This window comes from Aeromonas sp. s4, assembly GCF_040907855.1.
Classification (GTDB): Bacteria; Pseudomonadota; Gammaproteobacteria; order Enterobacterales; family Aeromonadaceae; genus Aeromonas; species Aeromonas caviae.
Genome location: NZ_JBFOCP010000043.1, coordinates 16,711 through 41,139, shown reverse-complemented (window position 1 = coordinate 41,139; position 24,429 = coordinate 16,711). Strand labels below are relative to the sequence as shown.

Sequence of the window (24,429 nt, the reverse complement as noted above, 5' to 3'; positions counted from 1 at the left end):
TCGACAATTAAGAAAGCCTTGTGGGATTAGTTTTCCTGCTGACGGATCCGACGCATGGATCGCTGGATCCGGCTGTCTTCCCTCTGCATATCCAACAAGGTGTCCTCGATAAAGGCCAGGTGCTCATGACAAGCAGCTCTGGCCCGCTCCGGAGCCCCCGACAGGATAGCCTCGATCAGGCTCGCACGATGGCGACGGATCTTGGCGACCACTCCCGGACGGCGATTCAAAATTTCGTTATTGCGTAAAATGTTCTGCTCGAGCATGGGGCCCATGGCCCGCAACAGGTGCAGCAGCACCACGTTGTGGGAGGCCTCGGCCACGGCCAGATAGAACTGGGTCACGGCGGCCGATTCGACCACCAGCGACCCTTGCTGACCGGCTTCTTCGATGGCGGCTTGCGCCAGGCGAATCCGTTCGAAATCAGCCTCGGTGCCCCGCAGCGCCGCATAGTAGGCACAGATGCCTTCCAGCGCGTGACGAAACTCCAGCAGGTCGTACTGGGCTTCCGGGTGAGTGCTGAGCAGTTCGAACAGGGGGTCGGCGATCCCCTTGCTCAGGGCATTTTGTACGTAAGTGCCACCGCCCTGACGACGATACAAGAGTCCTCTCGCTTCCAGGCGCTGGATGGCTTCGCGCAAGGAAGGGCGCGACACCTGAAACTGGATGGCGAGTTCCCGCTCGGGCGGCAACTTCTGGCCCGGCTGCAGGCTGCCTTCCAGAATCATGCTTTCCAGCTCGGCGACAATGGCGTCGGCCAGCTTGGGCTGAGTTATCTTGATATAGGGCATGAGGCTACTTTGTTAAATTGGTATTACCAATTTTATGGTTGGGGCGAAAATTAGCAGAGGGCTTGAAAAAAGTCCACCCAAAAGATGATCTGAATCAAGAAGCTAGGCTGCCACTTTGGGGGTAAAAACGCGGAATCATGATATAGCTCATAGAAAATGGTCTGACCAATATTTGTGAGCTTGCTCACCGATAACATTTGTTCAACAGCATGAAAAATGGCTTGCCAGACAAGGCAAGCCATTGATTCTAAAAACACAAAATAATTTTTAGATTTTTCACTCAAAGTGAAGATTTTCCCGATAGCGAGGCCATTCGAAACTGTCACCCGGATCCGTCTTGCGGCCCGGCGCGATGTCGCAGTGGCCGACAATACGGTCCGCCGTGATGGCGGGATAACGGTGAACAATCGCCCGGCTGAGGTCCGACAGCACCTCGTATTGCTTGTCGCTGTAGGGAAGCTCGTCGGTCCCTTCCAGTTCGATCCCGATGGAAAAATCGTTGCACGCCTCCCTCCCCTCCCAGCTCGAGACTCCCGCATGCCAGGCTCGCGCAGTGAACGGCACGTATTGCACCAGTTCGCCATCGCGGCGGATCAGGCAGTGGGCCGAGACCCTCAGTTGATGAATACCGGCGAAATAGGGGTGAGCACCAGGATCGAGGCGCCCCAGAAACAGATCGTCGATAAAGGGGCCACCAAACTGCCCGGGGGGCAGACTGATGCCGTGTATCACCAACAAGGAGACATCCTCCGGGCTGAGCCTCTCATTGTGATGGGGGGAAGGCACCTTGCGGGCCTGCTCGCACCATCCTTCTCGATCGATGGAAAACAGGGTTGTGGGTTGTGTCATCGTCTGCTCGACTCACAAATGGAAGCGATGTGCCTCTGGCGGGATGGGAAAACTGGGAACAAGTCTCTGAATTCATGGATAACGCTATGTTAGGCTGAGCCATTCACTCGCGCGATATGGGACACACTATGCACCCGATGGCACGCCGTCTCTGGCTGCTCGCCTGGCTCTCGCTGCTGGGTCTGCTGACCCTCTACTTTCATGGTCGTGAACAACCGTCGGTGACCGCTAGCGGCGATCTGCTGCTCAGGGCCGATGCCAGCGGCCATTATCGTCTGGAGGGTGCCATCAACGACCAGCCGGTGCAACTGCTGCTGGACACAGGAGCAACCCGGGTGACCATACCGAGCCAGGTGGCCGCCCGGCTCGGCCTCGTCGCCACGGGCCGCAGCCGGGTCAACACGGCAGCCGGAGAGATCCAGGTCGAAACCAGCCGGATCGAAAGTCTGGCGATGGGTCCGCTGACCCTGTACGATTTGTCCGTCTTTATCAATCCGGCTGCCGACGGGGAGGAGATCCTGGTGGGCATGAATGCTCTGGGCAGGCTGGAATTGCGCCAGAAAGACAGGCAATTGCTTCTCAGACCCTTGCAGGAATAAGGCATGTTACAACAGGACATCCGCCGCGCCGTGCGCGCCGCACTTCTCGAAGACTTGGGCGATGCCCTCACCGCGCTGGATCAACCGGATGCCAGCGCCGACATCACGGCCCAGCTGATCCCGGCCGATCGCATCTCGACCGCGCGAGTCATCACCCGCGAGGCGGGCGTCTTCTGCGGCCAGCCCTGGGTCGACGAGGTGTTTGCCCAGCTCGGTGGCGAAGTGAAGGTCGAGTGGAAAGTGCAAGATGGTGAACGCCTTGCCCCCAATCAGGAGCTGTTCCGCCTCCATGGCCCCGCCCGCGTGCTGCTGACCGGCGAGCGCAATGCGCTGAACTTCGTGCAGACCCTTTCCGGGGTCGCCACCCTGACCGCCCGTTATGTGGCCGAGCTGGAAGGTACTGACTGCCGCCTGCTCGATACCCGCAAGACCCTGCCCGGCCTGCGTAGCGCCCAGAAGTATGCGGTCACCTGCGGCGGCGGCAAAAACCACCGCATCGGTCTGTTTGATGCCTACCTCATCAAGGAGAACCACATTCTCGCCTGCGGCGGCATCGCTGAAGCAATCAGCGAAGCGCGCCGTCTCAATCCGGACAAACCGGTGGAAGTCGAGGTCGAATCCCTGGCCGAGCTGGAGCAGGCCCTGGCCGCACGGGCCGACATCGTGATGCTGGACAACTTCGACATCCCCATGATGCAGGAAGCCGTTCGCCTCAATCAGGGCAGAGCCAAGCTGGAAGTCTCCGGCAACGTCACCCTCGATACCCTTGCCGGATACGCCGCGACCGGGATCGACTTCATCTCGGTGGGAGCGCTGACCAAGCATGTGCGGGCACTGGATCTCTCCATGCGCTTTGTCGAGGCTTGAGCAAGCCCCATCCGTTGCTCGTGCCCAAAAATATTACAGGGCTCGAAACTTGCAAAAGGCGCCATCGGCGCCTTTTCTTTATGCAGGATCCCACGACATAAGGAGTGTGAAGATGGGCCCTCCCGCCTCATGACAAGTGCCAATGGAAGCCATTTAATCATTGATTTTTCTACACATTTCACTAAATGACATAAAAGTGGCTAACAAGGTCTCCGCCTCTGTTGCCAACCCGAAGCGCTCGGATAAGATACCAGCGTGGATAGCATTCCACCGGTGCTTATCAGGAAACATGGAAAAAAGGATATTTCACATGAAAAGACAGTCAGGGTTTACGCTAATCGAATTGATGATCGTCGTTGCGATCGTCGCCATCCTCGCCGCCATCGCCTTGCCGGCGTATCAGAGTTATACCAAACGCGCCAAATTCTCCGAGGTGATTGCCGCTGTAGGTCCGGCCAAAACCGCCGTAGAAGTCTGCGTTCAAGGGTGGGCTGGCGCTTCTGCAGCGGTTGGTGATAGTTGTGCAACAGCAGGTCAGAATGCCCTCTCGGGCGCTAGTGCTGTCACACAGAATTTTGCCAGCGCTGCAGTTACTAATGCTGCCGGAGTTATCACTGTTACAGGTACTGCCGCCGCAGCCTTGGATGGCTCGACTTATTCACTCGTCACTTCTGGAGCAGTCCAAGCCGGACGGCAAGTTTTGTGGAAAATTTCTGGCTCTTGCGTCACCGACGGCAAATGCTAACGCATGACCTCTAGCCTCAATAGCGGCCTGGCCACCAGCCTGGCCGCTTCTTCCCTCCTCAGTGAGCCGGACTCACAGCGCTATCTGAGCCAGGCCAAGGCGCAGCGCAAGCCCTTTGTCACCTTCCTGATTGAAAACGACATCCTCGACAGCAAAGCCCTCGCCGATTTCTGCGAGCTGGAATATGGGGTACCTCTGCTGGATCTGGCGGCCTTCGATCTCGCAGAGATCCCGCAGAAATACCTCAATCAAAAGCTGATTGAAAAGCACCATGTCCTGCCCATCTACACCCAGGGGCATACCCTCTATATCGCCATGTCCGATCCGACCAATGTGTCGGCTCTGGAGGATTTTGGCTTCAGTTTTGGCCTGCACACGGAAGCCCTGCTGGTCGAAGAGAGCAAGCTGACCGCCGCCATCGGCAAGCTGATGGAGAGCGAGCAGGATACCCTGGGCATGGATCATATCGACGAGGCCGAGATCTCCGAACTCGAGGTCTCCGACGAGAGTTCCCGCCTAGACGAGAGCGTCAACACCGCGGACGATGACGCCCCCATCGTCAAATACATCCACAAGATCATGATGGATGCCATCAAGCGCGGGGCCTCCGACCTGCATTTCGAACCCTACGAGACCAAGTACCGGATCCGCTTTCGGGTAGACGGCATACTGCACGAAGTCGCCACGCCGCCGGTCAACCTGGCCAACCGCTTCGCGGCTCGCCTCAAGGTGATGGCGCGGCTCGACATTGCCGAACGGCGCCTGCCCCAGGATGGCCGCATCAAGCTCAAGATCTCACGCAACAGATCCATGGACATGCGGGTCAACACCCTGCCCACCATGTGGGGCGAAAAGATCGTGATCCGGTTGCTGGACTCCTCGGCCGCCCGGCTCAATATCGATCAACTCGGCTTTGATGACCGCCAGAAGACGCAATACCTGCACGCCCTCTCCAAACCTCAGGGCATGATCCTGGTGACCGGCCCTACGGGGTCAGGCAAGACGGTCTCACTCTATACCGGCCTCAACATCCTCAACACCAGCGAGGTCAATATCTCCACCGCCGAAGATCCGGTCGAGATAAACCTGCCCGGCGTCAACCAGGTGCAGATCAATCCCAAGGCGGGGCTCACCTTCGCCAGCGCCCTGCGCTCCTTCCTGCGCCAGGATCCCGACATCGTCATGGTGGGGGAGATACGGGATTTGGAAACCGCCGAGATTGCTATCAAGGCCGCCCAGACCGGTCACCTGGTGCTCTCCACCCTGCACACCAACTCGGCGGCAGAAACGCTTACCCGGATGATGAACATGGGGGTGCCGGCCTTCAACATCGCCTCTTCGGTCACCCTCATCATGGCCCAGCGCCTTGCCCGCAAACTCTGCGATCACTGCAAGGCGCCGGAAGTGGTGCCGGAAGCCGAGTTGCTGGAGCTGGGCTTCACCCAGCAGCAACTGGCCGCCGGGTTGCGGCTGTTCAAACCCGTGGGGTGCAAGGAGTGCTCGGGAGGCTACAGAGGGCGGGTCGGCATCTATGAGATCATGCTGATGTCCGACAACATCGCCAAACTCATCATGCAGGGAGCCAACTCGCTGCAGATTGCCGCGATAGCCCAAAAAGAAGGGATGCGCACCCTGCGTACATCCGGCCTCGAGAAAGCGCGTCTTGGCGTCACCAGTCTGGCCGAAATCAACAGGATCACCACCAACTGAGTTCGCAGTGCCCGAGTCATCTCGCCGGGTGAAGCCGCTGCCATCACCCCGATGACCTTCTTCAAGCCAAGATGAGCCGGACAGGCAGCAGCATCCGGCCACCGTCGCCCAATTGCAGGATGCAGTGATGGCCACATTAGCTCAAAAACGCAACGCACCGAAAAAAGTCTTCTCCTACCGCTGGCACGGTGTCAACCGCAAGGGACAGAAGGTCTCCGGCGAGCTGCAAGCCGACAGCATCACCACCGTCAAGGCCGAGCTGCGCAAGCAGGGCGTCAACGTCACCAGGGTCAGCAAGCAGAGCCAGGGGCTCTTCTCCAAGGGCGGCGCCAAGATCAAGCCGATGGACATCGCCGTCATCTCCCGCCAGATCACTACCATGCTCTCCGCCGGCGTGCCTCTGGTGCAGAGTCTTCAGATCATTGCTCGCGGCCACGAGAAAGCGGCTGTGCGCGAGCTCATCGGCCAGATCGCCGCCGATGTGGAAACAGGCACCCCGCTCTCGGAGGCGTTGCGCCGCCATCCTCGCCACTTCGACGACCTCTATTGCGACCTGGTCGAGGCCGGGGAGCAATCCGGTGCCCTGGAGACCATCTACGACCGTATCGCCATCTACCGCGAGAAGAACGAAGCCCTCAAATCCAAGATCAAGAAGGCCATGTTCTATCCGTCCATGGTCATTCTGGTGGCCATCGTCGTCACCTCCATCCTGCTGCTCTTCGTCATTCCCCAGTTCGAGGATATCTTCAAGAGCTTCGGTGCCGAGCTGCCCGCCTTTACCCGGTTCGTCATCGCCATCTCCCGCTTTATGCAGGAGTGGTGGTACGCCATCTTTGGCGGCGCTGCTCTCGCCGTCTTCCTCTATGTGCGGGCCTGGCGAAAATCCCAGAAGGTCAGGGACAACACGGACAAGTTCATCCTCACCATTCCCGTGGTGGGCAACATACTGCACAAGGCTGCCATGGCCCGTTTTGCCCGCACCCTCTCCACCACCTTCTCCGCCGGTATCCCACTGGTGGATGCCCTGGTCTCGGCGGCCGGAGCATCGGGCAACTATGTCTATCGCACTGCGACCATGGCCATTCGCAACGAGGTGGTGGCCGGCATGCAGATCAACGTCGCCATGCGCACCGTGGATCTTTTCCCCGACATGGTGACCCAGATGGTGATGATCGGTGAGGAATCCGGCGCCATCGACGACATGCTCTCCAAGGTCGCCGCCATTTTCGAACAGGAAGTGGACGACATGGTCGACGGCCTCACCAGCCTGCTCGAACCCATCATCATGGTGGTGCTCGGGGTGCTGGTCGGCGGCATGGTCGTGGCCATGTACCTTCCCATTTTCAAGCTGGGCTCTGTGATACACTGACCCCCTCGACAGAGGGCCGGGCGGTGCATTTCCCCCGGCCATCTGTCATCCCCGTTCCCGACACAAGCGATTGATCTATGGTGCCTTTGATCGAACTGGCCCAGGGCTTGCCCTGGCTCTATCTCTCCTTGATTTTCCTTTTCTCCCTGATGGTGGGCAGCTTCCTGAACGTGGTGATCCATCGCCTGCCCATCATGATGGAGCGGGCCTGGCATGCCGAATACAGCGACTATTTCGGTGACGGTGAAGAGACTCCTCCTGCAACCGGACGATACAACCTCATGGTGCCTCGCTCCCGCTGCCCCCACTGCGACCACCCCATAGGGGCGTTGGAGAACATTCCCCTGCTGAGCTGGCTATGGCTCAGGGGGCGCTGCCGCAACTGCCACGCCCCCATTTCGGCTCGCTATCCCCTGGTTGAGCTGCTCACCGCCCTACTGTCGGTCTCGGTAGCAGCCGCGCTTGCCCCCGGCTGGGGCACCCTTGCCGCTCTGTTGCTCACCTGGACATTGGTCGCACTGACCTTCATCGACCTGGACAAGATGCTCTTGCCGGATCAGCTCACCCTGCCCCTGCTCTGGGGTGGCCTGCTGTTCAATCTGGCGGGCGGTTTCGTGCCCCTGGCCGATGGGGTGGTCGGCGCCATGGCTGGTTATCTGGTGCTCTGGAGCCTCTACTGGGCCTTCAAGCTGCTGACCGGCAAGGAAGGGATGGGCTATGGCGACTTCAAACTGCTGGCGGCACTGGGCGCCTGGCTCGGCTGGCAAGCCTTGCCCATCGTGCTGCTGCTCTCTTCGCTGGCGGGCGCCATCATCGGCATCGGTCTCATCCTGCTGCGCAACCACCACCAGGGCAAACCCATTCCCTTTGGCCCCTATCTCGCCATCGCGGGCTGGATAACGCTGCTGTGGGGCGATAGCATCACCCGCTGGTATCTTGATGTCGTGCTCTAGCAAAAGGATCTCTGACCCATGTATGTAGTCGCAATCACTGGGGGAATCGGCAGCGGCAAGACCACGGTTGCCAACCGCTTTGCCGAGCTGGGCATCGAGGTGGTGGATGCGGACATCATCGCCCGTGAGGTGGTGGAGCCCGGCACCCCTGCTCTGACTGCCATCGCCGCCCATTTTGGCCCGGATGTCGTTGCCCCCGATGGCCAGCTCGATCGCCGCCGGCTGCGAGAGCGGATCTTCACCGACTCGCAGGCCAAGGAGTGGCTCAATGCCCTGCTCCATCCCCTCATCCGCAGCGAGATGCTGCGCCAGTGTGCGGCAACCCGCTCCCCCTACTGCCTGCTGGTCGTCCCCTTGCTGGTGGAAAACAGGCTCACTTCCCTCGCCGATAGGGTACTGGTGATCGATGTGGACGAAGCGACGCAAATCGAGCGAACCTGCCGCCGCGATGGCGTCAGTCGGGAACAGGCCCAGGCGATACTGGCGTCCCAGGCGAGCCGCAGCGAGCGCCTGGCGATGGCCGACGACGTCCTGGACAACCAGAGTGGTACGAGTGAGACCATCGGGCAGCGAATTTTTGCCCTGCACCAGACATATCTGGCATTTGCCTCTCAACAAGCCCACCAACTGTGAGTACACTAGGCCGGTTTATGGCTGGCCAGGATTAGGCATGATTTACGATTTTCCCCTCAATGAAAAAAGCCGGACCTATCTTCGTCTGGAGTCCCTGTTTTCCCAGATCCGCGACAATCTGGAGAGTGACCAGTCCTGGGCACATATCGCCTTCTTCAAGGGGTTGTTCGATTTGCAGGAGTTGCTGGAGCGTGGTGACCTGCGTGCCGATCTCATCAAGGATCTGGAGCGCCTCGGCCAACGCCTGAGCCACTGGGCCAGTCTGCCTGACGTCGATCTCGAGCAGATCCAGCGGATGCAGCAGGAGAGTACCCAGCTCTCCCGCAACCTGCTGAACTCCCCGCGCCCCGGCGCCCGTCTGAAAGAGGATCGCCTGCTCGGCTCCATTCGTCAGCGCTTCTCCATTCCGGGTGGTCTGTGCGCCTTCGATGTGCCGCAACTGCACCACTGGCTGGCGACCCCGGCCGTCACCCGCCACCAGCAGATGCAGCAATGGCTGAGTGACATCACCCTGCTGATGAACGCCATCTCCCTGTTGCTGCGCCTGTGGCGCGAGTCGGGCAACTTCAGCGACCAGGTGGCCACCAACGGCTTCTTCCAGGATACCGCCGAAGGGGCTGAACTGATCCGCATCCGTCTGGCGGGCACCCAGCCCTGCTATCCGACCCTGAGCGGCCACAAGAACCGCTTCGCCCTGCGCTTCCTGCCGACGACGGAACAGCAGATAGGCGACGTTTCCTTCCAGCTCGCCTGTTGTTGAGGAGCGCCCCATGGTGACCAAGGTAAAGTGCCCGACCTGTCAGAGCGAGATCGAATGGGGCCCGCAGAGCCCGTTTCGCCCCTTCTGCAGCAAGCGCTGCCAGCTGATCGACCTCGGCGAGTGGGCGGATGAACAGAAGCGCATCCCGGGCGAGATCAACCCGGATCTGCTACCCGACCCGGAACAGGGCGATCCCTGGCAATAAACACTTCACGATCAAAAAAGGGCCCTCAGGCCCTTTTTCGTTGGTATCGATTCCCTTTCAGGCTAGCGAGGCCTGCAACCGCGCGACGATGGGGCCGTTGGCATCCGGGAAGCGGTATTCGTGCAGCGAGGCCAGTGGCACCCAGCGGCACTCCTGTCCCTCCTTGCCAAAGGGCTCGCCGTGGAAGCGGGTCACCTTCCAGATATCCAGCAAGACCTGCTTGTCGGGGTAATCGTGGTGCAGCTCCATGAAGGGGGCACAATCCTGCACCCGGATCCCAATCTCTTCCCACAATTCCCTGTCCAGCGCGGTGAGCAGATCCTCCCCCGACTCCACCTTGCCACCGGGAAACTCCCAGCGATCCCCCTGATGGCGATCGGCTGAGCGTTTGGCGATGAAGATATCGCCCCGTTCGTTCTCGATGACGCCCACCGCCACCCAGATCCGTTTCTTCTGTTCCATCATTGTCCTCAGCGTAAACACGGCAAACGGGCGATCCAGGGGGCAAGCCGAATGGCCTGCTGATCCCCCCGGGCCCTGAAGAGATCCTGCCCGACATGCTCATTACCCGGCGGCGCAACCTGCGGCCAGGGCACCGCACCGGGCGGAGTGAAACACCGATCGTGTACCCGCGCGCTCTGGCGCAGATAGCGCCATAAACAGTCTCGCAAGAACCACTGGTCGATGTTCGGTGTTTCCATGGTACTGGGCTGATAGCTCGCCATCAGCGGCGCAAGGGGAGGCAGCACACCGGCCACACCGCCCCACATGCCGGCCAGCACCAGATCGGTGTGGCTCCACCAGTCACGCATGATATGGAACCAGCGCCCCGATGCAAGCCAGTCATCGACCGCAAGCCGCTCCCGCAGATTCAGCACGGAGTCCGCATCGCGCACAAGAAAGCGCCCCACTCCGGGATCATTGGCGACCTGGAAGCGCCAGCAGAGGCGCTGACGCTGGGATTGGCCATCGGGCTGCACCTTTATCTCGGCGCCATGTTCTTGCAGGCAGGCCAGAAACCCCTGAGGGACACTGCCATCCACATAAAAGCGCACCCGCCAGCCCGGATAGAGGTAGGCTGCGGCCAGCACATTGTCGAGCGCTCCCCGCAAATAGCGGGGCTGTACTCCCCACAAGGAGAAGGCGATGACTGCCTGCTTCTCCCCCTGCTCCGCGAGCCAGTCATCCGGCCCCTCTGCCGGCAGCACCCACCCCGCGACAGGCTGCGAGACGGCCTCATCCTTGAGAGTCAGGGCACAGGTTCCCGCTTGTGCCGCTTCTTCATGGCGTCCTAGCTTGGCAAGGGAAGTGCAAAGCCCGTCATGGACCAGATAATCATCCGGCTCGCGCCGCACCAGTTCGACTAGGTGCATCACGGCCCGCTCATGTTGTTCGGAGCGCGAGAGGCAGACACAGAGATTGCGCAGCACCTCAGTGTTATCGGGTGCGGACCGGTACGCCAGCGTCAGCACTTGTGCCGCCGAGGCGGGATCGCCGGACAAAAAGAGGTAATAGGCAAACTGCAGTTGCAGGGGAACAGATTTGTTCGTCTCTGCGTTCAGCCTGCTCAGCACACAACGGATCGCCTCTTGGCGTCTCTCCTGCAGCCAGTGCCCATGTGCCTCCCCATCCCATCCCGCCGGCGATCTGCTCATCGTCCCCTCCTTGGTCCGAAAATGAATACACCGCCCGGAGGCGGTGTATTCATCATGGCAGGGTGTCAGGTCAGCTGACCGTGACAGTGCTTGTATTTTTTACCCGAACCACAGGGGCAGGGATCGTTGCGCCCGATCTTCTGCTCGTCGCGCACGAAGGTGGTATGGCCCTCGGCCCCACCCGTATCCTCGTCAGCCAGCTGGTTGTCGGCCGTGGCATGGGTGTAGGTACGGGGAGCGGCTTCGGCCTGCTGGCGCTGCTGCTCTTCCATCGCCTCCACATCCCGCTCCTGCACTTGTACCCGGCTCAGGATGCTGACCACGTCGCGCTTGAGGGTCTCCAGCATCTGGGTGAACAGATCGAAGGATTCGCGCTTGTACTCCTGCTTGGGGTTCTTCTGGGCGTAGCCGCGCAGATGGATGCCCTGGCGCAGGTGATCCATGGCCGCCAGGTGCTCCTTCCACAGACCATCCAGCGTTTGCAGCATCACCGCCTTCTCGAAGTTGCGCAGCACCTCCTTGCCGACCAGCTCTTCCTTGTGGGCATAGAGCTTGGTGGCTTCATCCAGGATGCGTTCGCGCAGCTTCTCTTCATACAGCTTGTCGTCTTCCGCCAGCCACTGCTGCAGCGGCAGATCCAGGGCGAAATCGGACTTCAGACGCGCTTCCAGACCCGGCACGTCCCACATCTCTTCCAGGGACTGGGGCGGGATGTACTCGTCGATGATGGCGCCGTAGACGTCGTCACGGATGACGTGAATGGTCTCGGAGATGTCGTTGGTGTCCAGCAGTTCGTTGCGCTGCTCGTAGACCACCTTGCGCTGATCGTTGGCCACGTCGTCGAACTCGAGCAGGTTTTTACGGATGTCGAAGTTGCGACCTTCCACCTTGCGCTGGGCATTCTCGATGGCCTTGGTTACCCAGGGATGCTCGATGGCCTCGCCCTCTTCCATACCCAGCTTCTTCATCATGCCGGTCACGCGGTCGGAGGCGAAGATCCGCATCAGGGTGTCTTCCATGGAGAGGTAGAAGCGGGAGGAACCCGGATCACCCTGACGACCGGAACGGCCGCGCAGCTGGTTGTCGATACGACGGGATTCGTGACGCTCGGTACCGATGATGTGCAGGCCACCGGCCGCCAGCACTTCGTCATGACGCACCTGCCAGGCCGCTTTCAGCTCGGCAATCTGCTCGCTTGACGGGTTTTCCAGCTGGGCGATCTCCGCCTGCCAGTTGCCGCCCAGCACGATGTCGGTACCACGACCGGCCATGTTGGTGGCGATGGTGACGGCGCCGGTCTGGCCGGCCTGGGCGACGATCTCCGCTTCCATGGCATGGAACTTGGCGTTCAGTACCTTGTGCGGGATATTTTCCTTGGTCAGGATGCCGGAGAGCAGCTCGGAGTTCTCGATGGAGACGGTACCGACCAGCACGGGCTGGCCGCGCTTCACGCACTCGCGGATGTCCTGCACGATGGCCGCGTATTTCTCCTGGGCGGTCAGGTAGACGAGATCACCCATGTCCTTGCGCACCATCGGCTTGTTGGTCGGGATGACCACGGTATCCAGGCCATAGATCTGCTGGAATTCAAAGGCTTCGGTATCCGCAGTACCGGTCATGCCCGCCAGCTTGTCGTACAGACGGAAGTAGTTCTGGAAGGTGATGGAGGCCAGGGTCTGGTTCTCGTTCTGGATCTTGACCCCTTCCTTCGCCTCGACCGCCTGGTGCAGACCGTCTGACCAGCGACGACCCGGCATGGTGCGACCGGTGTGCTCGTCGACGATGACGATCTCGTCCTTCTGGACGATATAGTCGACGTTGCGCTCGAACAGGGTGTGCGCACGCAGGCCGGCATTGACGTGATGCAGCAGGCTGATGTTGGTGGCGGAGAACAGGGAGTCATCCTCGGCCAGCAGTCCCTCTTTCTTGAGCAGCTCTTCCACGAAGATCTGGCCGTTTTCGGTCAGCAGCGCCTGGCGGTTCTTCTCGTCCACTGTGTAGTGGCCGTCGCCGGTGTACTCCTCGGAGTCTTCCTTGTCCTGCTTGACCAGCAGGGGGATCAACTTGTTGATCTGGGTGTACATGGCGGAGCTGTCTTCCGCCGGACCGGAGATGATGAGCGGAGTACGAGCTTCATCGATGAGCACCGAGTCCACCTCATCCACCAGCGCGTAGTTGAGCGGACGCTGTACGCGCTGCTCCGGCGAGAATGCCATGTTGTCGCGCAGGTAGTCGAAACCGAATTCGTTGTTGGTACCGTAGGTAATGTCGGCAGCGTAGGCATCGCGCTTCTGGGACGCATCCATACCGGGCACGTTGCAGTCCACCGTCATGCCGAGGAAGGCGAACAGCGGGCGGTTGGCTTCCGCATCACGCTTGGCCAGATAGTCGTTCACCGTCACGACGTGCACACCGCGGCCGGTCAGGGCGTTCAGGTAGGCCGGCAGGGTGGCCGTCAGGGTTTTACCTTCACCTGTCTTCATTTCGGCAATGCGGTTGGAGTTCAGCACCATGCCGCCGATCAGCTGGACGTCGAAGTGACGCATGCCGAACACACGGCGGGAGGCTTCACGGACGGTGGCGAACGCTTCCGGCAGCAACTGCTCCAGTGTTTCGCCCTGCTCCAGACGCTGACGGTACTCGGCGGTCTTCGCCTGCAGTTCCTGATCGGACAGTGCCTCGAATTGAGGCTCCATCGCATTGATTTGTTTTACAATTTTGCGCAAAGCCTTGAGCGTTCTGTCGTTCCGGCTGCCGATAATCTTGGTGAGCAGTGTGCTAATCATGGGTACCAACTGTTTTGGTTATATAAGCGTTCCGTCACTGGAACCTGAAGAAAAAACCTAACCCCGTCTGGCATTCAGAAAGCGCGCGGGGTTGACCTGACGACCATCTTTCAACACTTCGTAATGCAAATGAACTCCGGTTGCACGACCGGTTCGCCCCATCAGGGCAATCTTCTGGCCCTCATCGACCAGGGTGCCCACATCCACCAGCAACTTGGAATTGTGGGCATAGCGGGTGACCAGACCATTGCCATGGTCAATCTCCACCATGTTGCCAAACTCCGGATGGCGCCCCGCCCAGCTGACAATCCCCTTGCCTGTCGCCAGGATGGGGGTGCCGGGCCTGCCGCGGAAATCCACCCCTTTGTGCATTTTGGCGCGACCGTTGAACGGATCGACCCGCCCACCGAAACCGGAGGAGATCCAGACACGCTCCTGCTTGACCGGTGAGCCGGGGATGAAACCCGCATCGGTGATATGGTGGTTCATGATGAAGGATTCAAGTACCGACAGCTGTTCTTCGCGGCTGCTGAGCTGACGGCTGAGGTGTTCCATGGAATCTTGCAGTTCACCCAGGCTGACTTCCAGGTCTGCATCGTAGGAAGGGCCGCCCATCGGGGGTAGCTCCTTGAAGTTGAACTCCTCGGGATCGAGGTCCGCCTTCTCGGTCAGGCGCTCGCCGAGGGCGTTGAGGCGACCAAGTTGTCCCTGCATGGTGCCCACCTGGGCGGCCAGCATGGCAAGCTGTTCGCGGGCTTCATCGGCCCCTTGCGTGGATTTTTGCTGCTGCGCCAGGGTCAGCGCCACTTCCAGCGCCTCCATTTTCTGCTGCCAGCTCTGCCAGAGCCAGCCGCCCCCCAAGGCCAATACAGTGAAGAGAATACCGCCGACCCAGGCCAGACGTTGTTTGGGTAAGTGCAACCTGCGGCGCTGCTTACCGTGGAGGATCAGGGTAATGCTCATAGAAATCTGTCTTCTCGGTCAGGTGAGGCCAAGGGCCTGCACGGGCAATAAAACCGGGAGATAATCGGTATTAAAGGATGGAATAAACAAATGACAGGACGTCGGTGCGGAGAGATGACCGACGTCCTGTTGCACAGCTATCAGGCCAGAACCAGACCGTTGTCGTAGTAAGCGATAGGCGCTTTGTCGCCCTCACCCTCGAAGGTCACCAGTTCCCAGGCCTCCTGCTGGGCCAGCAGGGCACGCAGCAGCTTGTTGTTCAGGGCATGGCCCGTCTTGTAGGCACGGAATTCACCGATGATACTGCGATTGCACATGTACAGATCGCCGATGGCATCCAGCATCTTGTGCTTCACGAACTCGTCTTCGTAGCGCAGACCATCTTCGTTCAGCACCCGGTAGTCATCCAGCACCACGGCGTTTTCCAGGCTGCCGCCCAGTGCCAGGTTCTGGGAACGCAGGTACTCGATGTCACGCATGAAGCCGAAGGTACGGGCACGGCTGATCTCTTTCACGAAGGAGCTGCCGGAGAAGTCCAGCACGCAACGCTGGTTGCGGCCTTCAAACACCGGATGCTGGAAATCGATCTCGAGATCCATCTTGAAGCCGTTGCGGTAGGGGTGGAATTCCGCCCACTTGTCGCCGTCTTCAACCCGGATGCTCTGCTTGATCCGCACGAACTGCTTAGGTGCGTTCTGTTCACGAATACCCACTTCCTGCAGCAGATAGATGAACGGATGCGCACTGCCGTCCATTACCGGGATCTCGGGGGCATCAACCTCGACATAGAGGTTGTCGATGCCCATCCCGGCCAGAGCGGCAGACAGGTGTTCGATGGTCGACACGCGAACACCGGCTTCGTTCACCAGAGCGGTACAAAGCACGGTATCACGCACCTGATCGGCGTTGGCTGGCAGCGCGACCACAGGATTCAGATCGGTACGCAAGTAAACGATCCCTGTGTTAACAGGCGCCGGACGGAACGTCATAGTGACTTTCCGGCCCGAATGCAGGCCCACACCGGTGGCCTGGACACTCGTTTTCAAGGTTCTTTGTCTAATCATGGGCGTATCCGCTTTAACAGCTCAAATTCCTGACCAGATGGTCGTTGCCGGGCCATCTTAGCACAATCCTTAAGCAACAAACAAACCAGAGCCATCAGAGGCTTAGTCTGCCTGCTTGCGCAGGAACGCAGGAATATCGAGATAATCCGGTTCGCGACGAGCTTGCGGCTCGGCGTTCACCACCTTGGCCGGGGCCTCTTCCATCACGCGAGACTGCAGGGCTTCGCTGATCAGGGGCTGACGGGCCGGACGCTCTTGAACCATGTTGTTCTTGACCAGGGTGATGTCGGGCTTGCGCTCGGCACCGATACCGGTCGCTACTACGGTAACGCGCAGTTCGTCGTGCATTTCCGGATCGATTACGGTACCCACCACCACGGTGGCGTTCTCGGACGCGAAGGCCTTGACCGCGTTACCCACGGTCTCGAACTCTTCGATGGTCATGTCCATGCCGGCCGTGATGTTGACCAGGATGCCACGGGCACCGGCCAGATCCACGTCTTCCAGCAGCGGGCTGGAGATGGCCTTCTCGGCCGCTTCTTCGGCACGGTCGTCACCGGAGGCTGAGCCGGTACCCATCATGGCGGTACCCATCTCGCGCATCACGGTACGTACGTCCGCGAAGTCGACGTTGATGAGGCCCGGGCGGGTGATCAGCTCGGCGATGCCCTGTACTGCACCCAGCAGCACGTCGTTGGCCGCCTTGAAGGCGTCCAGCAGGGAGATGCCGCGACCCAGCACCTTCAGCAACTTATCGTTGGGGATGGTGATCAGGGAGTCGACGTTCTTGGAGAGCTCTTCGATGCCGTGAGCGGCGAAGCCCATCCGCTTCTTCCCTTCGAAGGAGAACGGCTTGGTCACGACGGCAACGGTCAGGATACCCATCTCGCGGGCCACTTCGGCCACGATCGGTGCAGCACCTGTACCAGTACCACCACCCATGCCGGCAGCGATGAACACCATGTCGGAACCGGTCAGCAGCTCGCGCAGCGCTTCCCTGTCTTCCATGGCGGCGTCACGACCCACTTCCGGGTTGGCCCCGGCACCCAGCCCCTTGGTGATGCCACCGCCGATCTGCAAGGTGGTATTGGCACTGGAGTTGCGCAGTGCCTGGGCGTCGGTGTTCACGGTGATGAATTCGACACCTTCGATGTTTTGACGAACCATGTGCTCGACTGCGTTGCCGCCGCCGCCACCCACACCTATCACCTTGATGACGGCTTCGTCAGTGTGGCTATCCATAAATTCAAACATGTTGTCTCTCCGCTTTATTTGCCTGACTCAGCAAAATCTTTAGAACTCGCCACGCAACCAGTTGCTGACCCGTTTGACCAGCCCACCTACGCTTGCCTTGGCGGCATATTCCTTGTTACTGCCGGTGGATTGGTTGGTGCGGCCGTACTGCAACAACCCGACCGCAGTCGAGTACACCGGTGCCTGTACGTAGTCACTCAATCCCCGGATATTCATGGGCTCGCCCACCCGGACCTGGCTCTGGAAGATCTGCTCTGCGCACTCCACAATGCCTTCGATCTGGGCCGCGCCACCGGTCAAGACCACACCGGCGGCCAGCTGATGCTTGACCCCCTGTGCCTTCAATTCGCTCTGCACCCGCACCAGCTCGTCATTCACCATGGAGAGCAACTCGGTGTAACGGGGTTCAATCACTTCCGCCAGTGTCTGCCGCTGCAGGCTGCGCGCCGGGCGACCGCCGACACTGGGCACTTCGATATTGTCTTCCTTGCTGACCAGGCGGCCGAGGGCACAGCCATAGCGCACCTTGATCGCTTCCGCATCCAGCGGCGGCGTGCCGAAGGCATAGGCGATGTCGCTGGTCACCGTGCTGCCCGCATAGGGAATCACCTTGGTGTGACGCAGGGCACCGCCGGTAAAGAGCGACATGTCCATGGTGCCGCCACCGATGTCCACCACGCAGACACCCAGCTCCTTCTCGTCTTCGGTCAGCACGGCGTAGCTGGAGGCCAGGGCGGAGAAGATCAGCTGATCCACCCGCAGACCCACCTTCTCCACACACTTCTCGATGTTGCGCGCCATGTCGTTGTGGCAGGTGATGAGATGCACCTTGGCTGCCATCCGCACGCCGGAGAGGCCGACCGGGTTCTTGATCCCTTCCTGATAGTCGATGGCGAACTCCTGGGGCAGCACGTGCAGCACCCGCAGCTCGTCCGACAACCGCACCGACTTGGCGGTGTGGATGACGTTGTCCACATCCTCCTGGGTCACCTCTTCGTCGGAGATGGGCACCATGCCGGTCTCGTTGCGGCAATCGATGTGCTTGCCGGACAGCCCCAGATAGACGGAACTGATCTGGCAGTCTGCCATCATCTCGGCCTCTTCCACCGCGCGGCGCAGGGACTTGACCACGGAGTCGAGGTCATTGACCCCGCCCTTCTCCATACCGCGAGAAGCGTGGCTGCCCATGCCGATGACATTGAGTTCGCCATCAGGCAATACTTCGCCAACCAGTACCGCCACCTTGGTCGTGCCGATATCCAGTCCGACAATCAAATTTCTATCTGCGGTGTTGGTCATTCACTTTCTCTTCGCTTTTCTTCCAGCCAACTGCCATCCCGGTGTCGTATCGAAGATCCACGTAAGCAACCCGCTCACGGGGCTCGATGACCGGAAAGGCATCGATAAACCGCTGCAGACGAAGCGCGATATCCGAGCGCCCCACAAACAGCTGAATGTTGCCATCCAGGGTCAGTTCCCAGGCATGGCGGGGGGTCAGATTCACCCCCAGCAACTTGTATCCCTTGGCCGCCAGCAGCGTTTCGTACTGATGGCTGGCTTCCAGCACCTTGGCGGCCTGATCATCGGGCCCGGACAACTGCATCAGGGGCTTCTTCACCCTGTCCGGGGCACTGAATACCTCACCCTTGGTGTTGACGAAGCGGTTGCCGTTCCAGCGAGCCGCCACATCCTGTTCCGTGAGATAGACCTTGATCTTGTTCGGCCACTTCTTTCGTACCGAGACCTGGGCCACCCAGGGCAGAGCGTTCAGACGCGCCTGCAATTCGTTCACATCCAGCTCGAAGAAGTTGCGAAGTTCGGCACCATCCAGCACGGCAGCACGCAACTCATCGGCCTTCAAATATTCGTGTTGCCCCTGCAGCAACAGCTCGCTCATGGGCAACCGACTGGCATCCGTCAGCCAGTCTTTAACATCCAGCGCAGTCTGGTAGAGCCCCCACATGACCAGGATGAAAAATGCCACCCCGGCGATGAAGCCCCCCTTGGTGCGCCCTTGTGCCCTTGCCTCCACCCGATCGATCCCCGTAAAACGCGCCATGCCGGTCACTTGCAGACCGGTTCGCCATTATATAGGCCTCGGCTTGGCGGTCAAAATACTCATTGGGCCCTCAGGCACCGGATTTCATGCTATCCACGCTCAATTTCATCTCGCCGAGACGACGGGCCAGCGCACCGACGTTACCCGCCCCCTGGGTCAATACCAGATCCCCCTCGCCAATCAGGTCGGCCAGCACCGCGGGCACATCGTCCGGCGTTGCGACAAAGATGGGCTCCAGGGTGCCGCGGGAGCGGATGGAACGGCACAAGGCACGGCCATCGGCACCGGGAATGGGCTCCTCACCGGCGGCATAGACCTCCAGCATCACCAGCACGTCCACCTTGGAAAGCACATCCGCGAAATCTTCGTAGAGATCCCGGGTCCGGCTGTAGCGGTGCGGCTGGAACACCATCACCAGCCGCTTCTCGGGCCAGCCGGCGCGAGCGGCGTTGATGGTCACCTTCACTTCGCTCGGGTGATGACCGTAATCGTCCACCAGCATGGCCTTGCCACGGCCGGTTTCAAACTCGCCATATTGCTGGAAGCGGCGCCCCACCCCTTCAAACTTGGAAAGTGCCTGGATGATGGCCTCGTCGCCGATGCCGTCTTCGGTTGCCACCGCAATGGCGGCGGCGGCGTTGAGGGCGTTGTGGATGCCCGGCAGATTCAGGGTCACCTCCAGCTCACCCGCCCCTGCACGGCGCACCCGGAAACGGCTGCGATTGCTGGTCTGCACGAAGTCCAGCACCTGCACATCGGCATCATCGCTCAGACCGTAGGTGAGGGTGGGACGGGCGATCTCCGGCAGCATGGCGCGGATCACGGGGTCATCCACGCACACCACGGCCAGGCCGTAGAACGGCAGGTTGTGCAGGAAATCGATGAAGGTGGCCTTCAACCTGGAGAAATCGCCACCATAGGTGTCCATGTGATCAGCTTCGATATTGGTCACGATGGAGACCATGGGTTGCAGATGCAGGAAGGAGGCGTCGCTCTCGTCCGCCTCGGCAATCAGATAACGGCTGCTGCCCAGGCGGGCATTGGTGCCGGCGCTGTTGAGCAGACCACCGATGACGAAGGTGGGGTCGCGATCCGCCTCGGCATAGATGCTCGCCACCAGACTGGTGGTGGTAGTCTTGCCGTGGGTCCCGGCAATGGCGATGCCGTGACGGAAGCGCATCAGCTCAGCCAGCATTTCGGCGCGGCGCACCACGGGAATACGCAGCTCGCGGGCAGCCAGCAGCTCGGGGTTGTCCTGCTTGATGGCGGTGGAAACCACCACCACGCTGGCACCGTCCACATGCTCGGCACTGTGACCGACAAAAATGTGTGCGCCCAAAGAGGCCAGGCGTTCGGTCACCCCGTTGCGGGCCAGATCCGAGCCGGTCACCTGATACCCTTCATTGGCAAGCACTTCCGCAATACCGCCCATACCGGCGCCACCGATGCCGATGAAGTGGATGCGACGCACGCGGCGCATTTCGGGGATAACGGTACGCAGTTTTGCCAGTTCAACCTTGGTCATAGTTCTTTCTCAATTCGCGGCCACAGGCCATTTTCATTCGGCGACATTCATCAGTTCGAAGACAGAAGCGGGGCCTTGGCGGCACATCTTGGCCTTCCATCTCGTTTGGCTCAGCCGGTGGCGAGCCGTTTGCACTCATCGGCAACCCGTTCGGCAGCATCGATGATGGCGACCCGGCGCGCGGCCTGGGCCATGTTCAACAGGGTTTCCCTGCGCCCGGCGAGCCAGGATAGACGCGACGCCAGCGCCGCCGGTGTCAGCTCGGACTGGGGCAGGAACTCGGCCGCTCCACCGTCGACCAGGGTCAGGGCGTTGCGGGTCTGGTGATCGTCCACCGCATGGGGCAGGGGCACGAAGATGGCGGCCACACCGGCAGCGGCCACTTCGGAGACGGTCAATGCGCCGGCGCGGCACACCACCAGGTCAGCCCAGGCATAGGCATCCGCCATGTCCTTGATAAATTCACTCACCTCGGCCTCGACCCCCAGCCCGGCATAGGAGGCAGCCACGACCTCCCCATTGCCCTTGCCGCACTGGTGACGCACCTCGATGGGCACACCGGCAGCTGCAACCGCAGGAGGCACCTGCTCGTTGAGGACCCGGGCCCCCAGGCTGCCACCGACCACAAGCAGGCGCAGAGGATCGCTGCTGCTGCGCAGTTGGGGATCCGGCAGCGCTACCACCTCGGGGCGCACCGGGTTGCCCACCACGGCGGTACGGGCATTGGGGGCGAAGGCACCGGGGAAGGCCATCAGTACCCGCCTGGCGATACGGGCCAGCAGCTTGTTGGTCAGGCCGGCGGCGGCATTCTGCTCGTGCAGCAGCAGCGGAATGCCGGACAGCCAGGCGGCCACGCCACCCGGGCCGGAGGCGAAGCCCCCCATGCCCAGCACCACATCGGGCTGGATGGTCTTGAGCACCTGGCGGGCCTGCAGCACGGATTTGATGACACGGTAGGGCGCCGCGAGCAGCCGCTTGATGCCGTTGCCACGCACCCCCTGGATGTCGATGAAGGAGATGGGATAACCATGGGCAGGCACCAGCTCCGCCTCCATCCGGTCGGCAGTGCCGAGCCAGTGGATGGTCCAGCCCTGGGCCTTGAGGCGATCGGCGACGGCCAGGCCGGGGAACACATGGCCCCCGGTACCACCCGCCATCACCAGTAACGTCTTGCTCACGCAACCTCCCGCACGCGCGCCTGGGCACTCGCCTGGCGCAACTCGAAATCGATACGAATCAACATGCTCACCGCCACCATCATGATGATGAGACTGGAGCCGCCATAACTGACCAGCGGCAGGGTCAGCCCCTTGGTCGGCATCATGCCGCTGGCGGCACCGACGTTGACGAAAGTCTGGAAACTGAACCAGATGCCGATGCCGATGGCCAGATAACCTTCATAGAGCCGCTCGGCCACCAGCGCCTGGTGACCCAGCTTGAGCGCCTTCACCGCCAGCGCAAAAATCAGGAAGAGTGCGCCAAGCACCCCCACGTAGCCCAGCTCTTCGCCCAGAATGGCGAACACGAAGTCGGTGTGGGCCTCCGGCAGGTACTCCATCTTCTGGATGGAGTTGCCGAGCCCCTCACCAAACCAGCTCCCCCGACCAAAGGCCATCAGGGACTGGGTCAGCTGATAGCCGCTGCCAAAGGGATCGGCCCAGGGGTCGAGGAAGGAGGTCACCCGCCGCATCCGGTAGGGCTCCGCGATGATCAGGGTCACCACGGCGCTCACCCCCACCAGGATGAGACCGATGAACTGCACCAGCCGGGCACCGGCCAGGAACAGCATCCCGAGGGAGGTGACGAACATCACCACCACTGACCCGAGATCCGGCTGAGCCAGCAGCAGGATGGCCACCACGAACAGCACCGCCATGGGTTTCATGAAACCGATGAAGCGTTCGCGCACCTCGCTCTGGCGGCGCACCAGATAGCCCGCCAGATAGACGAACAGCGCCAGCTTGCCGAACTCGGCCGGCTGCAGGTTGAAGGGGCCCAGCGGCAGCCAGCGTACCGAACCGTTGACGCTGCGACCCACCAGCAACACCATCACCAGCAGCACGATGGCCAGCAACAACATGGGGCCGTTGTAGTGCTGCCAGCGTGCCATGGGTACCTGCAACACGAACCAGGAGATACCCAGCGCCATCACCAGGAACATGCCGTGGCGCTTCACGAACATGAAGGGATCGTTGTTGATGGCGATCCCCTCAGGAATGGAAGCGGACGCCACTATCACCAGCCCGACGCCCATCAGGGCGAGAGCCAGTACCACCAGCTGCCGATCGTAGAGACCGGCGGGGCGCGCCGGTAGCAACCAGCGCTGCAAGAATCCTGCGACGGCGCGAAGGGCGTTCATAGTGCCAGCACCAGTTCGGTGAAGCGATCGCCGCGCGCTTCAAAGGATTTGAACTGGTCCAGGCTCGCGCAGGCCGGTGCCAGCAGCACCCAGTCACCGGGCCTGGCATCGGTCGCCGCCTTGGCGACAGCAGCGTCAAGATCGGCAACCCGCTCGGTCTGTTCGCCCAGGGCCAGCAGCACCTCGGCATCCTGACCAAAGCAGTACATGTGATCGATCTGGCTGCCGAGCAGCGCCTGCACCGGGCCGAAGTCCTGCCCCTTGCCCTGGCCACCGGCCAGCAGCAGCAGGCGGCCTTTGACCGCTTCACGCACCCCGGCCACGGCGGCCAGGGTCGCCCCCACGTTGGTGGCCTTGGAGTCGTTGATCCAGCGCACCCCATTTACCTCCCGCACGAAGCGGGCACGGTGAGGCAGGCCTTCAAAGCGGCGCAGCACGGCAAGTTGTGCCTCGCGGGGAATGCCCACCGCATCGCACAGGGCCATGGCCGCCAGGGCATTGGCCTGGTTGTGGGCACCCACTATCTTCATCTCGTCCACCGCCAGGAGCGGCTCGCCGTGCAAAGTCAGCCAGTGACGGCCCTCCAGCTCGCAGCGACCGTAGCCGTTGCAGTCGAGGCCGAAACTCTGCCAAACCTGACCCACATCGGGCAGGGTCTGGGGATCGTCGCGATTGATCAGGATGTGCTGGGAGTGCTGATGGATCTCCATCTTGGCGGCGCGGTAATCCGCCATGCCGGCATAGCGATCCATATGATCTTCACTGAGGTTCAAGACCACGGAGGCGGCGGCCCGCAGGCTGTAGGTGGTCTCGAGCTGGAAGCTGGAGAGCTCCAGCACGCAGAGATCCATGGGCTGCTTGAGGAGTGACAGCGCCGGGGTGCCAATATTGCCCCCCACACCGACCTTGAGTCCCGCCTCGGCGATCATCTCACCCACCAGAGTGGTGACCGTGCTCTTGCCGTTGGAGCCGGTGATGGCGATGACGGGCGTCTGGGTTTCACGCACGAACAGTTCGATGTCACCGACGATGCGCACCCCGAACTCGGCGGCGGCCTTCAACTCCGGAGTCGCCAGGGCGATGCCCGGGCTGGCCACTATCATGTGCGCCTGCTTGAGCCGCTCCGCGTCCAGCCCGTGGATGAGCTCCACCTCGGGGGGAAGCTCGTCCTTGCCCGGCGGGTTGGCACGGGTGTCCATCACCAGCGGCGTGACGCCGCGGTCGAGGAAGTAATCGACGCAGGAGAGTCCGGTTTTGCCGAGTCCGATGATGATGACCATGGC

Annotated in this window: 23 protein-coding genes; 9 read left to right on the top strand and 14 right to left on the bottom strand. The window is 61.0% G+C overall.

What is annotated here, in order from left to right:
- Nucleotides 1–26: 26 nt before the first annotated feature.
- Together pdhR and ampD are read right to left on the bottom strand one after the other, a co-directional pair.
- The gene (gene pdhR, locus AB5Y89_RS14235) at nucleotides 27–791 is read right to left on the bottom strand and encodes a pyruvate dehydrogenase complex transcriptional repressor PdhR (RefSeq protein WP_010675815.1); all 765 of its coding nucleotides are present in this window, start codon (nucleotides 789–791) and stop codon (nucleotides 27–29) included.
- Nucleotides 792–1,067: 276 nt separating this feature from the next.
- Complete coding sequence (ampD, locus tag AB5Y89_RS14230; RefSeq protein ID WP_202044642.1) at nucleotides 1,068–1,640, bottom strand: 1,6-anhydro-N-acetylmuramyl-L-alanine amidase AmpD; 573 nt, start codon at nucleotides 1,638–1,640, stop codon at nucleotides 1,068–1,070.
- Nucleotides 1,641–1,768: 128 nt separating this feature from the next.
- Between ampD and AB5Y89_RS14225 the strand changes: the two genes are divergently transcribed.
- From AB5Y89_RS14225 to yacG, 9 genes are all read left to right on the top strand, one after another.
- The gene (locus tag AB5Y89_RS14225) at nucleotides 1,769–2,239 is read left to right on the top strand and encodes a TIGR02281 family clan AA aspartic protease (protein ID WP_010675818.1); all 471 of its coding nucleotides are present in this window, start codon (nucleotides 1,769–1,771) and stop codon (nucleotides 2,237–2,239) included.
- Between the two features lie 3 nt (nucleotides 2,240–2,242).
- Nucleotides 2,243–3,106, top strand: coding sequence for a carboxylating nicotinate-nucleotide diphosphorylase (nadC, locus tag AB5Y89_RS14220; RefSeq protein ID WP_042864860.1), 864 nt, complete (start codon nucleotides 2,243–2,245; stop codon nucleotides 3,104–3,106).
- A 310-nt stretch (nucleotides 3,107–3,416) separates the two neighbouring features.
- Nucleotides 3,417–3,851, top strand: coding sequence for a prepilin-type N-terminal cleavage/methylation domain-containing protein (locus AB5Y89_RS14215; protein WP_082180802.1), 435 nt, complete (start codon nucleotides 3,417–3,419; stop codon nucleotides 3,849–3,851).
- A 3-nt stretch (nucleotides 3,852–3,854) separates the two neighbouring features.
- The gene (tapB, locus tag AB5Y89_RS14210) at nucleotides 3,855–5,561 is read left to right on the top strand and encodes a PilB family type IVa pilus assembly ATPase TapB (protein WP_041213997.1); all 1,707 of its coding nucleotides are present in this window, start codon (nucleotides 3,855–3,857) and stop codon (nucleotides 5,559–5,561) included.
- A gap of 127 nt (nucleotides 5,562–5,688) precedes the next feature.
- Nucleotides 5,689–6,930 (top strand): type II secretion system F family protein, encoded by a 1,242-nt coding sequence (locus tag AB5Y89_RS14205; RefSeq protein WP_010675822.1) that lies wholly within the window; start codon nucleotides 5,689–5,691, stop codon nucleotides 6,928–6,930.
- Nucleotides 6,931–7,007: 77 nt separating this feature from the next.
- Entirely contained in the window at nucleotides 7,008–7,883 is an 876-nt protein-coding gene (locus AB5Y89_RS14200) for an A24 family peptidase (RefSeq protein WP_043154107.1), read from the top strand.
- A gap of 18 nt (nucleotides 7,884–7,901) precedes the next feature.
- A complete protein-coding gene (coaE, locus tag AB5Y89_RS14195) occupies nucleotides 7,902–8,516 on the top strand; it encodes a dephospho-CoA kinase (RefSeq protein ID WP_180911330.1) in 615 nt (204 codons plus the stop codon).
- A gap of 37 nt (nucleotides 8,517–8,553) precedes the next feature.
- Nucleotides 8,554–9,276 carry a cell division protein ZapD gene (gene zapD / locus AB5Y89_RS14190; protein ID WP_010675825.1) on the top strand — a complete coding sequence of 241 codons (723 nt, stop codon included), beginning with the start codon at nucleotides 8,554–8,556 and terminating at the stop codon, nucleotides 9,274–9,276.
- Between the two features lie 10 nt (nucleotides 9,277–9,286).
- Nucleotides 9,287–9,481 (top strand): DNA gyrase inhibitor YacG, encoded by a 195-nt coding sequence (yacG, locus tag AB5Y89_RS14185; protein ID WP_039040499.1) that lies wholly within the window; start codon nucleotides 9,287–9,289, stop codon nucleotides 9,479–9,481.
- A 57-nt stretch (nucleotides 9,482–9,538) separates the two neighbouring features.
- Here yacG and mutT read toward each other — a convergent pair whose 3' ends face one another.
- From mutT to murD, 12 genes are all read right to left on the bottom strand, one after another.
- Nucleotides 9,539–9,943, bottom strand: coding sequence for an 8-oxo-dGTP diphosphatase MutT (gene mutT / locus AB5Y89_RS14180; protein WP_171864957.1), 405 nt, complete (start codon nucleotides 9,941–9,943; stop codon nucleotides 9,539–9,541).
- An 8-nt stretch (nucleotides 9,944–9,951) separates the two neighbouring features.
- Nucleotides 9,952–11,136 (bottom strand): tetratricopeptide repeat protein, encoded by a 1,185-nt coding sequence (locus AB5Y89_RS14175; protein ID WP_368224010.1) that lies wholly within the window; start codon nucleotides 11,134–11,136, stop codon nucleotides 9,952–9,954.
- A 65-nt stretch (nucleotides 11,137–11,201) separates the two neighbouring features.
- The gene (gene secA / locus AB5Y89_RS14170) at nucleotides 11,202–13,922 is read right to left on the bottom strand and encodes a preprotein translocase subunit SecA (RefSeq protein WP_201985188.1); all 2,721 of its coding nucleotides are present in this window, start codon (nucleotides 13,920–13,922) and stop codon (nucleotides 11,202–11,204) included.
- Between the two features lie 57 nt (nucleotides 13,923–13,979).
- Nucleotides 13,980–14,885: a M23 family metallopeptidase gene (locus AB5Y89_RS14165; protein WP_039040495.1), complete on the bottom strand. Its 906-nt coding sequence runs from the start codon at nucleotides 14,883–14,885 to the stop codon at nucleotides 13,980–13,982.
- A gap of 140 nt (nucleotides 14,886–15,025) precedes the next feature.
- Nucleotides 15,026–15,949, bottom strand: a complete 924-nt coding sequence (lpxC, locus tag AB5Y89_RS14160; RefSeq protein ID WP_010675831.1) for a UDP-3-O-acyl-N-acetylglucosamine deacetylase — start codon at nucleotides 15,947–15,949, stop codon at nucleotides 15,026–15,028.
- A gap of 102 nt (nucleotides 15,950–16,051) precedes the next feature.
- The gene (gene ftsZ, locus AB5Y89_RS14155; RefSeq protein WP_005305686.1) at nucleotides 16,052–17,203 is read right to left on the bottom strand and encodes a cell division protein FtsZ; all 1,152 of its coding nucleotides are present in this window, start codon (nucleotides 17,201–17,203) and stop codon (nucleotides 16,052–16,054) included.
- Nucleotides 17,204–17,242: 39 nt separating this feature from the next.
- Nucleotides 17,243–18,502 carry a cell division protein FtsA gene (gene ftsA, locus AB5Y89_RS14150; protein ID WP_010675832.1) on the bottom strand — a complete coding sequence of 420 codons (1,260 nt, stop codon included), beginning with the start codon at nucleotides 18,500–18,502 and terminating at the stop codon, nucleotides 17,243–17,245.
- On the bottom strand, nucleotides 18,483–19,235 hold the full coding sequence (locus tag AB5Y89_RS14145) for a cell division protein FtsQ/DivIB (protein WP_029314839.1): 753 nt from the start codon (nucleotides 19,233–19,235) through the stop codon (nucleotides 18,483–18,485). Before AB5Y89_RS14145 ends, ftsA begins: the two co-directional genes overlap by 20 nt.
- Before the next feature lie 97 nt (nucleotides 19,236–19,332).
- The gene (murC, locus tag AB5Y89_RS14140; RefSeq protein WP_045522161.1) at nucleotides 19,333–20,787 is read right to left on the bottom strand and encodes a UDP-N-acetylmuramate--L-alanine ligase; all 1,455 of its coding nucleotides are present in this window, start codon (nucleotides 20,785–20,787) and stop codon (nucleotides 19,333–19,335) included.
- A 110-nt stretch (nucleotides 20,788–20,897) separates the two neighbouring features.
- Nucleotides 20,898–21,965 carry an undecaprenyldiphospho-muramoylpentapeptide beta-N-acetylglucosaminyltransferase gene (gene murG, locus AB5Y89_RS14135; RefSeq protein WP_109111847.1) on the bottom strand — a complete coding sequence of 356 codons (1,068 nt, stop codon included), beginning with the start codon at nucleotides 21,963–21,965 and terminating at the stop codon, nucleotides 20,898–20,900.
- The gene (ftsW, locus tag AB5Y89_RS14130) at nucleotides 21,962–23,146 is read right to left on the bottom strand and encodes a cell division protein FtsW (protein WP_043154095.1); all 1,185 of its coding nucleotides are present in this window, start codon (nucleotides 23,144–23,146) and stop codon (nucleotides 21,962–21,964) included. Before ftsW ends, murG begins: the two co-directional genes overlap by 4 nt.
- Nucleotides 23,143–24,426 carry a UDP-N-acetylmuramoyl-L-alanine--D-glutamate ligase gene (gene murD, locus AB5Y89_RS14125; protein WP_043154094.1) on the bottom strand — a complete coding sequence of 428 codons (1,284 nt, stop codon included), beginning with the start codon at nucleotides 24,424–24,426 and terminating at the stop codon, nucleotides 23,143–23,145. Before murD ends, ftsW begins: the two co-directional genes overlap by 4 nt.
- Between the last annotated feature and the right edge of the window lie 3 nt (nucleotides 24,427–24,429).

What these genes read in the sequence shown, in the direction of transcription:
- pdhR (WP_010675815.1), bottom strand. Translation starts at nt 791, where the DNA reads ATGCCCTATATCAAGATAACTCAGCCCAAGCTGGCCGACGCCATTGTC.
- ampD (WP_202044642.1), bottom strand. Translation starts at nt 1,640, where the DNA reads ATGACACAACCCACAACCCTGTTTTCCATCGATCGAGAAGGATGGTGC.
- AB5Y89_RS14225 (WP_010675818.1), top strand. Translation starts at nt 1,769, where the DNA reads ATGCACCCGATGGCACGCCGTCTCTGGCTGCTCGCCTGGCTCTCGCTG.
- nadC (WP_042864860.1), top strand. Translation starts at nt 2,243, where the DNA reads ATGTTACAACAGGACATCCGCCGCGCCGTGCGCGCCGCACTTCTCGAA.
- AB5Y89_RS14215 (WP_082180802.1), top strand. Translation starts at nt 3,417, where the DNA reads ATGAAAAGACAGTCAGGGTTTACGCTAATCGAATTGATGATCGTCGTT.
- tapB (WP_041213997.1), top strand. Translation starts at nt 3,855, where the DNA reads ATGACCTCTAGCCTCAATAGCGGCCTGGCCACCAGCCTGGCCGCTTCT.
- AB5Y89_RS14205 (WP_010675822.1), top strand. Translation starts at nt 5,689, where the DNA reads ATGGCCACATTAGCTCAAAAACGCAACGCACCGAAAAAAGTCTTCTCC.
- AB5Y89_RS14200 (WP_043154107.1), top strand. Translation starts at nt 7,008, where the DNA reads ATGGTGCCTTTGATCGAACTGGCCCAGGGCTTGCCCTGGCTCTATCTC.
- coaE (WP_180911330.1), top strand. Translation starts at nt 7,902, where the DNA reads ATGTATGTAGTCGCAATCACTGGGGGAATCGGCAGCGGCAAGACCACG.
- zapD (WP_010675825.1), top strand. Translation starts at nt 8,554, where the DNA reads ATGATTTACGATTTTCCCCTCAATGAAAAAAGCCGGACCTATCTTCGT.
- yacG (WP_039040499.1), top strand. Translation starts at nt 9,287, where the DNA reads ATGGTGACCAAGGTAAAGTGCCCGACCTGTCAGAGCGAGATCGAATGG.
- mutT (WP_171864957.1), bottom strand. Translation starts at nt 9,943, where the DNA reads ATGGAACAGAAGAAACGGATCTGGGTGGCGGTGGGCGTCATCGAGAAC.
- AB5Y89_RS14175 (WP_368224010.1), bottom strand. Translation starts at nt 11,136, where the DNA reads ATGAGCAGATCGCCGGCGGGATGGGATGGGGAGGCACATGGGCACTGG.
- secA (WP_201985188.1), bottom strand. Translation starts at nt 13,922, where the DNA reads ATGATTAGCACACTGCTCACCAAGATTATCGGCAGCCGGAACGACAGA.
- AB5Y89_RS14165 (WP_039040495.1), bottom strand. Translation starts at nt 14,885, where the DNA reads ATGAGCATTACCCTGATCCTCCACGGTAAGCAGCGCCGCAGGTTGCAC.
- lpxC (WP_010675831.1), bottom strand. Translation starts at nt 15,949, where the DNA reads ATGATTAGACAAAGAACCTTGAAAACGAGTGTCCAGGCCACCGGTGTG.
- ftsZ (WP_005305686.1), bottom strand. Translation starts at nt 17,203, where the DNA reads ATGTTTGAATTTATGGATAGCCACACTGACGAAGCCGTCATCAAGGTG.
- ftsA (WP_010675832.1), bottom strand. Translation starts at nt 18,502, where the DNA reads ATGACCAACACCGCAGATAGAAATTTGATTGTCGGACTGGATATCGGC.
- murC (WP_045522161.1), bottom strand. Translation starts at nt 20,787, where the DNA reads ATGACCAAGGTTGAACTGGCAAAACTGCGTACCGTTATCCCCGAAATG.
- ftsW (WP_043154095.1), bottom strand. Translation starts at nt 23,146, where the DNA reads ATGAACGCCCTTCGCGCCGTCGCAGGATTCTTGCAGCGCTGGTTGCTA.
- murD (WP_043154094.1), bottom strand. Translation starts at nt 24,426, where the DNA reads ATGGTCATCATCATCGGACTCGGCAAAACCGGACTCTCCTGCGTCGAT.